This is a genomic window from Paenibacillus hamazuiensis (assembly GCF_023276405.1).
GTDB classification, from domain to species: Bacteria; Bacillota; Bacilli; order Paenibacillales; family NBRC-103111; genus Paenibacillus_AF; species Paenibacillus_AF hamazuiensis.
Genome location: NZ_JALRMO010000001.1, coordinates 7296540 through 7309606 on the forward strand (window position 1 = coordinate 7296540; position 13067 = coordinate 7309606).

13 protein-coding genes are annotated in these 13067 nt (G+C 54.6%); 7 read left to right on the forward strand and 6 right to left on the reverse strand.

Annotated features, from left to right (window positions below):
* Positions 1-57: 57 nt before the first annotated feature.
* The 4 genes from MYS68_RS32075 to MYS68_RS32090 form a co-directional block, all read right to left on the reverse strand.
* Complete coding sequence (locus tag MYS68_RS32075; RefSeq protein ID WP_248929680.1) at positions 58-1212, reverse strand: conserved virulence factor C family protein; 1155 nt, start codon at positions 1210-1212, stop codon at positions 58-60.
* 224 nt (positions 1213-1436) lie between these two features.
* Positions 1437-2024, reverse strand: a complete 588-nt coding sequence (locus MYS68_RS32080) for a guanylate kinase (protein ID WP_248929681.1) — start codon at positions 2022-2024, stop codon at positions 1437-1439.
* Positions 2025-2586: 562 nt separating this feature from the next.
* Positions 2587-4101 (reverse strand): DEAD/DEAH box helicase, encoded by a 1515-nt coding sequence (locus MYS68_RS32085; protein WP_248929682.1) that lies wholly within the window; start codon positions 4099-4101, stop codon positions 2587-2589.
* Positions 4102-4249: 148 nt separating this feature from the next.
* Positions 4250-4984 carry a YhcN/YlaJ family sporulation lipoprotein gene (locus MYS68_RS32090; protein ID WP_248929683.1) on the reverse strand — a complete coding sequence of 245 codons (735 nt, stop codon included), beginning with the start codon at positions 4982-4984 and terminating at the stop codon, positions 4250-4252.
* A 325-nt stretch (positions 4985-5309) separates the two neighbouring features.
* On the opposite strand from MYS68_RS32090, the gene coxB reads away from it, so the two are divergent.
* The 7 genes from coxB to MYS68_RS32125 all read left to right on the forward strand — a co-directional run bounded on the left by coxB (position 5310) and on the right by MYS68_RS32125 (position 11341).
* On the forward strand, positions 5310-6317 hold the full coding sequence (coxB, locus tag MYS68_RS32095; RefSeq protein WP_248929684.1) for a cytochrome c oxidase subunit II: 1008 nt from the start codon (positions 5310-5312) through the stop codon (positions 6315-6317).
* A gap of 69 nt (positions 6318-6386) precedes the next feature.
* Entirely contained in the window at positions 6387-8198 is a 1812-nt protein-coding gene (gene ctaD / locus MYS68_RS32100) for a cytochrome c oxidase subunit I (protein WP_248931081.1), read from the forward strand.
* Positions 8198-8812 carry a cytochrome (ubi)quinol oxidase subunit III gene (locus MYS68_RS32105; RefSeq protein WP_248929685.1) on the forward strand — a complete coding sequence of 205 codons (615 nt, stop codon included), beginning with the start codon at positions 8198-8200 and terminating at the stop codon, positions 8810-8812. Before ctaD ends, MYS68_RS32105 begins: the two co-directional genes overlap by 1 nt.
* A 1-nt stretch (position 8813) precedes the next feature.
* Positions 8814-9128, forward strand: coding sequence for a cytochrome C oxidase subunit IV family protein (locus tag MYS68_RS32110; RefSeq protein WP_248929686.1), 315 nt, complete (start codon positions 8814-8816; stop codon positions 9126-9128).
* A 184-nt stretch (positions 9129-9312) separates the two neighbouring features.
* Positions 9313-10206 carry a cytochrome c oxidase assembly protein gene (locus MYS68_RS32115; RefSeq protein WP_248929687.1) on the forward strand — a complete coding sequence of 298 codons (894 nt, stop codon included), beginning with the start codon at positions 9313-9315 and terminating at the stop codon, positions 10204-10206.
* A gap of 24 nt (positions 10207-10230) precedes the next feature.
* A complete protein-coding gene (locus tag MYS68_RS32120; protein WP_248929688.1) occupies positions 10231-10686 on the forward strand; it encodes a DUF420 domain-containing protein in 456 nt (151 codons plus the stop codon).
* Between the two features lie 145 nt (positions 10687-10831).
* Positions 10832-11341, forward strand: coding sequence for a Uma2 family endonuclease (locus tag MYS68_RS32125; RefSeq protein WP_248929689.1), 510 nt, complete (start codon positions 10832-10834; stop codon positions 11339-11341).
* A gap of 368 nt (positions 11342-11709) precedes the next feature.
* Here the strand turns inward: MYS68_RS32125 and MYS68_RS32130 are convergent, their stop codons facing one another.
* Entirely contained in the window at positions 11710-12525 is an 816-nt protein-coding gene (locus MYS68_RS32130) for an SPL family radical SAM protein (protein ID WP_248929690.1), read from the reverse strand.
* Between the two features lie 48 nt (positions 12526-12573).
* A complete protein-coding gene (locus tag MYS68_RS32135) occupies positions 12574-13065 on the reverse strand; it encodes a hypothetical protein (protein ID WP_248929691.1) in 492 nt (163 codons plus the stop codon).
* Between the last annotated feature and the right edge of the window lie 2 nt (positions 13066-13067).

The window sequence follows — 13067 nt, forward strand, 5'->3', positions numbered from 1 at the left end:
GGGCGCGTCCCGGAAAGACCGATTTTTCGTTTTGCCTTTAACGCCACACACGCGCCTTCACTTCGAGCGGTCGCGCCGGGTCATTTGCTGCCATACCGAACCTTCGGCTTCATGGCCGCCTTCGATGCGTTCCAGCGCCATTTTCACCTGCATGCGCACTTCAAATTCCGGATCGTCCTCGGCGGCCCGCAGGGCGGGGACGGCGCTTTCGTCGCCGACCTCGTACAAGAAGCGTGCGGCGCGCCAGCGCACAATTTTGCTGCGGTCGGCGAGCGCGCGGATCATCGCGGGGATGGCCGCCGGGTCGCCGAGATCGGACAACGTATCGCCGGCGGTTCGCCGTACCGCTACCGACTCGTCCTCGAGGGCGCGGTACAGGTAGGGCAGCGCCTCGGGGGACTTTAAGTCCCCGAGGTACACCGTCGCCAGCCGCCGAACGGACACGTTCTCGTCGGCGACAGCTTTGGCCAGCAGCGGCAGTTTATCCGCGCTCGGCCGCATTTGCTGCAGTGCCGCATAGCGCACCTTCCAATCGCCGCTCGCGAAGCGGGCCGCGACTTCGTCCGCGGACAGCTCGCGCCGCTCGGGCGGCGCAGCCGCCGGCTCCCCGGGCGCCATTGCCATGGCCGCCCGGACGAGCTCTTCCAGCCGCGGCTCGTCGTACGCGGCGTCGATTTCCTGCACGACGGCGTCCAGCACGTCGCGCAGCTCTCCATAGCGGACGCCGAGCTCCTCGAGCTGGCGCTCCTTGATCAAATTCGGCGCGGCCGCTGCAGCCCGGACCGCCGCCTCGTTGAAGCGCTCCGGCAGCGCCGCGCGGAGCTGCTCGGTGCCCGCGTTCACCCGCACCTGAAGCGGGATGCCGCGGAACGTCTGAAGCAGCACCTTTACTTCGCCGTAAGGCGCTGCTTCAGACGCTGCGGCAGGCGGGGCGGCCTCCCCGTCCGCCGCAGCATCTCCGCCCAGCGCTTCGCGCACCTGGGCAAGAATCGCCTGCCAGTCGCCCTTCGGCTCCCGGTCTACGGCGATGAAATCGGCGGCGCGGTAAATGCTCTTCACGCCGGAAATAGCCAGCAGCCGCCGGATCGACTCCGGCGCGGCTGCCGCCGTCTCCGGCGTATAGGTGGCCCGCATGCCGTCCGGCAGCTTTTCGTCGACGTTGACTTTCATCGTATTCGGACTGGGCGTCGGTTCTATCGAAAGGATGTGCATGGTGGTACCCTCCTCGGCGATTGCTTCTGGGATTGCCTGAAAACCGCGAACCGCATACAATCGGCAGGCGGATCAGCGGTTATTATTTCATTTTACCATTTCCCGGCATCGCTTAACAAAGGAGCGAAGCCTTTGGCTCTATAAATGAAAAACAACCAGCCTCTTCCTCCGCTGGTTGTTTGATTTGTATGTCCAATATGTGTCCTACGGCAGCTACAAGCGTTTTAATCCAGATCAAGCAGATTGCGGTTCAAATAGCTGTCCAACGTTTTCGTCAAATCAAAAATCGTATGCGCAAGATCGATATTTTCAAAGGCATGCTCGCATTCGGCACGATAAGCCATCTCCTCGTCAAAATGAGACATGTACCTCTCGATCATCAGCGCAGAGTCTCCGCGTTCCTTCTGCCTTTCCAGGATCGTTTCGCGATCGGCGTATACGCAGATGCGCACGACGTTGTCGCCATACAGGCGTTTCAAAATATCGGCGCCGTGCCGATTGAGCACAAGGTAAACCGCGCCGTTTTCCCTAAGCATGTCTTCCACGTCTTTGTCCTTGATGCCGTACATGTAGCCGTCGATTTCGATCACTTCCAAAAATTCGTTCCGGCGCACTGCTTCCACGAACTGTTCGCCGGAGATGAAATGATAATCCTGCCCATTCACTTCAGCCGGACGGGGAGGTCTGGTCGTATACGAGAGTACCTGTTTAACGCCTAACGTATTTCCTGCCATATCGGCGACAGTTCTGCGGCCGGCCCCGTTCGGACCGGTAAAAACAAATATAGTCTCTTTGTCCTTCAGCTCGTACATCGAATCCCTCCTATGGTTGAATAAGGATTTTGGAATGCCGGATAACATGCGACCTGTGACCGAAACAGCGGTTGGATGACGAGAAAAATCAAGGGGCGGCGGAGCGGGAAAGTTCACATAGGTCCGGAAAAGAGGTAAGCGTAACCAAAAGTGAAAAAATCGAACAGGCGTGCTGTGTCCGGAGCCTATATGAAGTATTTTACATGGTTTGCCGGAAGAGGTAAAGATAAGCTTTTGTATAAAAAGGGACGAACCCTTCGCGCAGCTAACACCCGTCATTATAACGATAATAATCGTAAAAAATGGGATTATTTTTTACCGTTTCTACTTTGAGCGGCGGCATAATCCCAATTGCTTGTTTAATTACCGCGGGAAAACATCATTTCTCAAAGAATCGGCTGCGATAATGCCATTTTTTACGCTTATTTTTACTTATTGCGGATGAAAAGCCTCGGATAATACAAGCAACTGGGCTTACAGCGTTTTTGCTTCCAAAAGAAGCCGAAGGATCGCCCCGTACCGCAGCGATCGCAAGCGGCAATTGCGCCCTTCGGCGGCAAACTTACCTTCTCCGTCCCCGGCCCCGCTCGGGTTTGGCTGCTCCGCCCCGGCCTGCGCCGTTGCCGCGTCCCGCGCGTGCATCCCGCGCTGCTGCGCCGTTGTCGCGTCCCGCGCGTGCATCCCGCGCTGCTGCGCCGTTGCCGCGTCCTGCGCGTGCATCCCGCGCTGCCGCGCCGTTGCCGCGTCCTGCGCGTGCATCCCGCGCTGCCGCGCCGCCTCCGCGTCCTGCGCGCGCATCCCGCGCTGCTGCGCCGGCCCCGCGTCCCGCGCCATCGAACCGCGCTGCTCCGCGCCGGCCGTGCCCATTGCGCCCGCGCGCGCCAGCCGCGTCGCGGGCGCCCGTCCGGACACCTCCGCCCGGCTGCCTGCCGCGCTCCCGATCCGGCTCCGCCGGAGCGTCCTCCCCGTTCCAGCGGACTTTGTTCAGCTTCATTTTGATGCCTTTTTCAATCAAGTCCAAATACCGCTGTTCGCGGTCCGACATCAAAGTGACGGCAACGCCGGTCTCGCCGGCCCTGCCGGTACGCCCGATCCGATGAATGTAAGTTTCCGCATCGTGCGGAATGTCGTAGCTGTACACGTGGGTAATGCCTTCCACGTCGAGCCCGCGCGCCGCGATATCGGTGGCGACGAGCAGTTGGATTTTCGCGTCGCGGAACCGCTTCATCACCTGCTCGCGTTTCGCCTGCGTCAGGTCGCCGTGCAGTTCATCCGCTTCGAAGCCGCGACGGATCAAGGTGCCGGTTAAAGCGGCCGCTTCCGCACGGGTGCGGCAAAACACCAGAGCCAAAAACGGATTGTGCCGCTCGATAAGCCCGCAGAGCGCTTCGGTTTTGGCCGCCTCGGGCGTGCGCACGACCATCTGCTCGATTTCCTCCAGCGTGACGCGTGTCCCGGGAATCAAAATCTCCCGCGGCTGCTTCATGTACCGCTTGGCCAGATTGCGTACCCCGGCCGGCATTGTGGCGGAGAACAGCATCGTCTGCCTGCGTCCGGACGTTGTTCCGATGATTTGTTCGACTTCGGCCATAAAACCCATGTGCAGCATTTGATCCGCCTCGTCGAGCACAAGGGCCGACAGCTTGCCGAAATGGACGGAGCCTCTTTTCAGATGGTCAAGCACTCTCCCGGGCGTGCCGACCACGATATGTATGGCGCCGGCCAGCTTGCGGATTTGCCGCTCGACATCCTGGCCTCCGTACGCGGCAAGCACCCCGGCACCCGCGACAGGGGCCAGCTTTTTCAATTCGTCCGTAATTTGAATGGCAAGCTCCCTTGTCGGTGTCAAAATCAGCGCTTGCACGTCCGGACGCGCAACGTCGATTCGTTCAAGAATCGGCAGCAAAAACGCAAGCGTTTTGCCAGTGCCCGTCTGCGCTTGAACGATAACGTCATGATTGCCCATGATGACCGGAATAGCCTGCTCTTGAACAGGCGTCGGCTCCGTGATGCCTTCGGCCTGCAGCGTCTGCGCGAAAGCGGTGCGAATGCCGAGCGATAAAAATTTTTGCTTCATATTATATAGCTCCCATGTTTGATCTTTCTGACTGAAGGTAACTTTCATTTTACAGGATCGCGCGAAAAAAAGACAGGCGCGAGGGACCGGGTCCGATCTCCGTACGCCTGCGTCGTTCGGCTTAAGCCGTTAGGCCAAGCCGCAAAACCTAGTGCTCGTTTTCCGGTATGGTCGGCGCCGTTCCGAAAATTTTCGTCACCGTCGCATTAAACTCCGGCAAATAACCCTGCAGTGAATTGCCTTTCCATGCTTCCTGCGCATATCTCGTCATCTGGTTAAGGAAATCGCGGTTGGCCGAAATATACACGTCATGGACGGTCGGCTGTGCCGAGCGGATTTTCTCGGCTATTTTTTGCTTGAAGTTATGTGTCAAAAATTCGTGGTGCTGCACCGTTTCGTAGCTGTTCGCGCCGGGATTGATCTGGTTCGGATCGTAGCTGTCCCTTAGCGGATCGTTTGCATTGTACAGCCCTCTGACGATACCGGCGTTGTTCGTTTCACCCGAGTATCCGCCCTGCTTCCCTGATGCGGGGTTTTTGGGGGTGTAGCCGTAAGTTCCGCTGGCCGTATCGTCGATCATCAGCGCGACGAAGGCAATGTTGTCCGCCAGCATGACGATGCTGGAATTGACGCCGTTTAAGGCTTGAACCTGATCGGACAAAAACTGGCTCATCTCCAGCTTGCTGTAGTTATGAATGACCGGGGAATATTGCTGCTGGGTTTGGTAAGCCCGGGAGGAATTTTGGACGGTATCGTCTTTTTTGCTGCCGTAATTATCGGCGCTCAGACCGTCTTTGGTCGGGAAGCAGCCAGACAATGCGGCGAGCATGGCGAGACATAATCCGGCAGTCGCTAAGCGCAATCCGCTTTGAGTGAAACGCATAAGGACCCTCCTTTTAGACAGGCGCTGACGTGAACTTTTCCGCGTTATTCGTTAGGATTGTTTTTTCAGAGAGGGATTATGCATGCCCGGGGTTGTCCAAACGGTGCATAAAAAGGCATTTATATGGAAATAACCTTGATAGGTTCTTTCCGCTGCAATGAGAAAAATCACGCAGAAATGCGGGATTGAGAACAATTTGTGAACTTTCCCAGATTCATTGACAAACGGAATGACCGAATTTATAGTTAATATGGTGATTAGGTTCATTGACAAGATATGACCTTTTTGTTCGAAAAATATCAGGTCTGTAAGGTGGGGTATGAGAATGAGTCGTTGGCAAAAATTATGGCGTTTCATCCCGCTGTTTTCGGTGATGATGTTCCTTTTGACAGGGTGTGGAGACGATACGCTATCCACCTTGAAGCCGAGAGGACCCGTCGCTCGGGATCAGCTGTTTTTGATGAAGCTTTCCTTGGGTATCATGATTCTTGTGGTACTCGTCGTGTTCGTGATCTACATATACGTCTTGCTCCGGTATCGCAAAAAGAAAGGCGACAACACGGTCCCGAAGCAGGTCGAAGGCAGTCATGTACTGGAAATTATATGGACGGTTATTCCGATCGTGCTGCTTGTCGTGCTGGCCGTTCCAACGGTTGCTTATACATTCAAGCTGTCTGAAAACCCGAAAAACGACAAGGATGCCGTTCATGTCAAAGTAACGGCACATGCGTTCTGGTGGCAATTCGAGTACCCGGATCTCGGCATCGCAACCGCTCAGGATCTGGTTATCCCGAAAGGCAAAAAAATTGCGTTTGAGCTTACTTCCGCCGACGTGCTTCACTCGTTCTGGGTGCCCTCCCTGGGCGGCAAGATCGACACGAACCCGGGAAGCAACACGAACGTGCTTTACCTGCAAGCGGACGAAGTGGACGTGTTTAAAGGCAAGTGTGCCGAGCTTTGCGGCGCTTCTCACGCCTTGATGGATTTTAAAGTGATCTCGATGGAACAATCCGACTTTGACAAATGGGTCAACAAAATGAAAACGCCAATCACGGTGCCTGCCGAAGCGAAGCAAGGCGAGCAGCTGTTCAAGGACAACTGCATGGCTTGTCACGCTGTAACTCCGACAGGGCTCGGCGCAGGACCTAACTTGAACGGATTCGCTTCCCGCACGATGGTGGCCGGCATCTTGCCGCATACGGACGAAAGCCTGCAAAAATGGATTAAGGATCCGCAATCGCAAAAGCCGGGCAATAAAATGCCTTCTTTCGGCGCTACGCTTAAGGACGATCAAATCAATTCCATTATCAAATACCTGGATACGCTCAAGTAACGGCCATTTCGGAAAAAGGAGGTAAACACGTTGGCACACTCACACACTGTAAAACGATACACCGGGCTCATGGATTGGTTGACCACCGTAGACCATAAGAAAATCGCCATCCTGTACTTGGTGGCAGGGGGGATTTTCTTCCTGTTTGGCGGTCTGGAAGCGATTCTGATCCGGATTCAATTGATGTATCCCGACCAGCACATTTTCGTCGGCGATACGTTTAACCAGCTTACAACGATGCACGGTACTACGATGATTTTTCTGGCCGCGATGCCGCTGATCTTCGCTTTTATGAATGCGGTTGTTCCGCTTCAGATCGGTGCGCGCGACGTTGCGTTTCCTTTTGTAAACGCACTGGGATTTTGGCTCTTTTTCTTCGGCGGCGTGCTGCTGAATACAAGCTGGTTTCTCGGAGGCGCACCTGCGGCGGGCTGGACGGCTTATTCCCCGCTGGCGTCGCTGCAGGATCCGAACAGCACGTTCCATGGCGTTGACTTCTATGTAATCGGTCTGCAGATTGCCGGTCTCGGTACGCTGATCGGCGGTATCAACTTCCTGGTTACGATCATCAACATGCGCGCTCCGGGCATGACATATATGAGAATGCCGATGTTCACCTGGGCTTCTTTTATCACATCCGGACTTATCTTGTTCGCGTTCCCGGTCATTACCGTCGGTCTTGTCGAGTTGACGTTCGACCGCATCTTCGGCGGAGCGTTCTTCGATGTAAGCCGCGGCGGTAACCCGATGCTTTGGCAGCATTTGTTCTGGATCTTCGGTCACCCCGAAGTATACATCCTGATTTTGCCGGCGTTCGGCATTATCTCCGACGTGGTGAGCACGTTCTCGAGCAAGCGTCTGTTCGGCTACAGCTCGATGGTATTTGCAACGGCGCTGATCGGGTTCCTTGGCTTCATGGTTTGGGTTCACCATATGTTTACGGACGGTATCGGTCCTGTCGCCAACTCGATTTTCGGTATCGCCACGATGGCGATCGCCGTACCGACAGGGGTTAAAATCTTTAACTGGCTGTTTACGATGTGGGGCGGACAAATTCGGTTCGTTACTGCGAATCTGTGGGGCAGCGCCTTCATCCCGACGTTCGTTATGGGCGGTACGACAGGTGTAATGCTTGCGGTTCCGGCAGCGGACTTCCAATATCACGATTCCTATTTCGTTGTCGCTCACTTCCACTACGTTATCGTCGGCGGTCTCGTATTCGGCTTGTTCGCCGGTATGTACTACTGGTGGCCGAAAATGTTCGGCCGCATGCTGAGCGAAACTTTGGGCAAATGGCATTTCTGGTTGTTCTTTATCGGCTTCCACCTGACTTTCTTTCCTCAGCACTTCCTCGGACTTATGGGGATGCCGAGAAGGGTATTTACTTACCTGCCGGGTCAAGATCTGGACGTAGGCAACTTTATCAGTACGATCGGCGCCTTCGGAATGGGACTCGGTACGATCGTGTTCTTGATCAACATCATCGCCACATCGGCGAAGCCGCAAAACGCTCCGGCCGACCCGTGGGATGCGCGTACTCTGGAGTGGACGATTCCGTCGCCGCCGCCGGAATACAACTTTAAGCAAACTCCGCTTGTTCGCGGACTGGATGCATTCTTCAAGGAAAAAATGGCCGGCAACAAAGAGATGACGCCGGCTGAGCCGATCGGCCCGATTCATATGCCGTCGCCATCGATTTTGCCGTTTGTGTTCTCGGTCGGATTCTTTATCGCGGGTTACGGTTTCATGTATCACCACTACGTCGTTGCGATCGGCGGCATGGCCCTATTGTTCCTGTCCATGTTCCTGAGATCGGTGTACGACGACCACGGTTTCCATATCGAACCGGAGGAGCTCGAAGACAAGGGGGTTAAATCCTAATGGCACAAGCACATCACGGTGCGCTCCCGCATCATCCGGAGACGGCAACACTTGAAGGAAAAAACAAAGTAACCGGCTTCTGGTTGTTCCTTGGCGGCGAATGCGTTTTGTTCGGATGTTTGTTCGCTTCGTTTATCGCACTTCGCAATCAGGTGCCGGAAGGCCCGACAGCTCAAGAGCTGTTTGAAATCGGTACGGTCGCATGGTCGACATTCATTTTGCTCACGAGTTCCTTGACCAGCGTGTTTGGAACAATGGCGCTGCACAAAGGAAATCTGAAGTCCTTGAATATGTGGATGATCATCACGGTGCTTCTGGGCCTCGCTTTCTTGGTACTCGAAGTTGAAGAGTTTATCACGTACGTGCATGAAGGACATAAGTTTACAAGCAGCGCTTTCGCTACTTCTTTTTATACGTTGGTCGGCTTCCACGGAGGCCACGTCTTGTTCGGGGTTTTATGGATTTCGCTGCTCATTATTCAAAGCTTCAAAAAAGGTTTGACTCTCGTTACCGCTCCCAAATACTATGTTGCCGGGCTGTACTGGCACTTTATCGACGTAGTATGGGTGTTCATCTTTACGGTTGTTTATCTTATGGGGAAGGTGGGGCACTGAGATGGCGAGCCAGCAGCATACAAGCGTTGACGGGCAGAGACATCATGAAGAAGGCCCGCGCAACCATTATTTAACGTACATCGTATCGATCGTGCTGACGATGCTCGCTTTTGCCGCCGTATTGTACGGCGGTTTGGACAAAGCGTTCATCTACTGGTTTATGACCGGTCTTGCGATCATCCAGGCTTTGTTCCAATTGTTCTACTGGATGCACATGAAGGATAAAGGGCATGGGTATGCCATCATTGGCATCGCAGCAGGATTTTTTATCGCGCTCACTGCTGTGGCTATGGCCGTTTGGTGGTTATGGTGGTAATGTCAAAATGCTTTAAGGCCGGATGGCTTGGTTAAAAGGCTTGGAGGAAGGGGCTTTTTGTTCAGCGAAAAGCTCCTCCTTTTTGCATCGGTATGAGCCAATTTTCACAAAGTCATCACAATTTGACGGCAGGAGTCCGATTTTCGCCGGGGTCACATTTTTATAAAGGAAAGGGGAATATATCATGTTGCAGCTGGCTCACGCAGAGCACCTGAATCATACGGGCGGAGCTTCCTGGGCCGATTTATGGAGTCCGGGCATGATCCTGCTTCTTGTCATCATTGCTATTTTATACTTGATGGCGGTCGGTTCGTGGCGTCACAGCATTACGGAGTCCGCAGAGGTACCGGCGACGCACAAGTTTTATTTTTTGACCGGTTTGTTGTGCATCTATGCGGCAGTAGGGAGCCCTCTCAGCTATTACGGGCACCATTACAGCTTCAGTGCACATATGCTTCAACAGTCGCTGCTTTACTTGATCGCTCCGCCTTTATTGCTGATGGGTACTCCCGGCTGGCTGCTTCGTCCGTTATTCCGTCACCGTGTGGCGGATTGGCTGATGAAAGTATGGACCCACCCGCTGCTGTCGCTGTTTGTGTTTAACCTGGTCTTTTCGTTTTATCACATCCCGGTTGTGATGAATTATTTGATGGAAAACGAAGGTTATCTTTTGGCCTATAATACGCTGTTTTTGATTTCTGCTTTTCAGATGTGGTTCCCGATCTTCGGAACGCTGCCCGAGTACACGAACATGTCCGGGTTAAAAAAAATGGGATATATTTTCCTGAACGGAATTTTGCTTACGCCTGCGTGTGCGCTCATTATTTTTGCCGACGAAGTGATGTACGAGATGTATGCCAACGTTCCGAGCGACATGATGATCATGTCGGCAATTGACGATCAGCAGCTTGGCGGCGTCATCATGAAAATCGTTCAAGAGTTTGTCTACGTCGCGGCATTGGCTCACTGCTTCTTCCGGTGGTACCGGCTTGAGCGCAAACAGGATGAAGAGGAAGAGTTGTTCGAACAGCAGGGCGAGGCATTCGTTTCTTCTTCCGGCAAGCTAAACCAGGCTTAAACTAAAAGCGTAGGTGGGATACGAATGCAGGTGCTACCTTTTCTGAGTACGACGTTTATTGTGATCAGCGCCGTGCTGGTCGGCTTCGGCTGGTACCATATCGTTAAAGGCAACAGGGAGACTCATCAGAAGCTGATGTTGTGGGGAGCCGCGTTTGCGCTGATCTTTTTCATCATTTATATGTCCAGAACGATTTTTGTCGGGAATACTTCCTTTGGAGGCCCTGAAAATATTAAGCTGGCGTATCATATTTTCCTGTTTTTCCACATCGTGCTGGCCACGGTGGCCGCGGTGTTCGGCATCGTCACATTGCTTCATGCGTTTAATAAGCGCTTCGCCAAACATAAGCGGATCGGTCGCTGGACCGCCGTCATTTGGCTGCTGACCGCTCCAACGGGTGTCGTTGTTTACGTGCTGCTGTACGTGATGTATCCCGGCGGCGTGACCAAGCCGATGATTGATGCCATTATGGGTTGGTAAAACCGAAATAGGCGATCAAAAGATCTGTACGAGGGCGGACAAGCTCAGCGGGCAGGTCTTTTTTTTTGTTCGGTGGAGTAGGGGTAGGGAAGTAATGGGAGGGTGCTGCTTAATTTATGATATAATAGTGAAAGAGGTGATAGCGATGGCCTACGAATTGGAAACAGATGAGATATTCGAGGTATGGGACGGTGAAGTTGTCATGATGACGCCGGGGAGCCCGGAGCATGAATCGCTCGGAATGAATTTGGGTCGAATTGTATCCAACTTTGTTTACGATCGTAAATTAGGTAAAACCTATGGCTCCAACGCCGCGGTATACCTCCATGCCGATCTTTCCAACAAAGATTTTGTCATGCCGGATATCACTTTTATTAGGCAGAAGAATCTTCATATCGTCGTTCCCACCAAAGGCATTTATGGCGCCCCCGATCTCGTCGTGGAGATCGTTTCACCGGGCAAGAAAAACGTCGAACGCGATTTGGTAAAAAAATATAACCTGTACGAGCAATACGGCGTACCTGAATATTGGATCGTCCACCCCTACAACGAAACAATCGACATATACAGCCTGAAAAACGGCCGCTACGAGCGCGTTGAGCAATCGGTTGTCCTTGCAGGCATTGAGCTTGTGCACGAAGAAATCTTCTACTAACCAAAACACTCCCGTGCGGACAAAAGGCCGCCGCGGGAGTGTTTTTGGTGTCGGGGGAAATTTTAGACGCTTGAAAGCTTCCACATGCGCCGAATCCGTAGTTAAGCGTGTTCGGCACCAATTCGGCGATAGCCGAATCGTGCCGAACAAACGCGGGCAAGGGGCACGTAACCCCTCCAAAGGCACCGCTCCCCAGTAAAGCGTGTCCGGCATCCAATTTTTTGCCTGAATAGCAAAAAATCGATGCCGGACAAACGCGAACTAGCAGCGAGCATTCGCTCCTTCGGGCGGGTCCAGGGCGCCCGAGCGCCTGGGGTCCCCCCAGTGGGGGGATTTAGGGGGGCACTCCGTACGAATTAGGGGGGGCCTCACGGCATAAACCCCTCTTGACTCAGCCCGATGCGCTCCTCCGGAAAATGCAGCCGGAACTGCTCTACGACGCGATCAAACGCGTCCGGGCCGTACCAATCGGCCTGCCCGAGCCGCTCGTAGAGCGCGGCAAGCCCGAGCCGGCCCGTGCGCTTGCCGAGGCTGCCGTCGCCGCGGAAATAATCGTCGATGCATACGCGCGGCACGATGCCGGCGAGCAGCTCCGCGAAGCCGGCGGTGCATGGCAGAAGCGGCGAAACAGCCGCCTGCACGTCGATGCCGGCAGCGGCGAGCTGCCGCAGCGCCCGCAGGCGAGCCGCAATCGGCGGCGCCGCCGGCGCAAAGACGCGTCTAACCGACTCAAGGTCGGTTTCGACGGTCATGCTGACGCGGACGCGGCCTTCCAGCCGCTGCAGCAGATCGATATCGCGCGTCACGAGCGGACTGCGCGTCTGCACGAACAGGAAGGCGGGTGGCTCGTCCGCCATGACCTCAAGCAGCGTCCGGGTCACCTGCTCCTTATATTCCGCCGGCTGGTATGGGTCCGTGCTCGACGACATGAAGATGGTGAGCGGACCTTTGCGCCCTTCGCGGCGCAGTTCCTTGCGCAGCAGCTCCGCCGCGCCTCGTTTCACATCGACCCACGCGCCCCAAGGCTCGCGGCGAAACTTGCCGATCGGCATTTCCCGCACATAGCAGTAGGCGCAGGCGAAAGCGCAGCCTGCATACGGATTCAGCGTATGGCTGTAGCCGGTCAAATAACCGCCGGCCGGATTAAGCAGCCGCTTCGGCTCCGTGTAAGATAATACCGCCATCCGCAGGCCCCCTTTCCCGGAATAAACGCCATATTCGCCTTCTGCGGGTTACCCCTTCAATTCGTTCAAATGAAGCAGAAACCAGTCGGCCGATCCGTCATGAGTCAAAAACCATATATCCTGAAATACGCCCTTCGGCTCGTAAATCAGCTCCCGGGATTTCATGAATTCCGTCAAACCGAACACCGGCGAAGTATTGCGGATCAGCAGCGAAATCGGAAAATCCGGCATATACGACTTCTTCTTCTCTTCCTTGCGGCGTATAAGCTCGTTCAACCGGCCGACGAGATGCTCCATCGACTCCGGCGCGTGTTGTCCCGAAAATCGCCCCATCAGCATCATCGCTTCCTGCTGGTCATAAAACAGATGCGTAATTTCCATGCCGAGCTTGCGCCGCTTTTCATCCTCGAGAACGGCATCCGGTTTTTCCTGCTGGTACAAGAGGCGAAGTTTCGGACGGCTGCGCAAATTGTAAAGATTGACGAACAGCCGAATCGCGGCCCTCTCCAAGGTGCGTTTTTCCAAATTGTGCTCGTCCATAG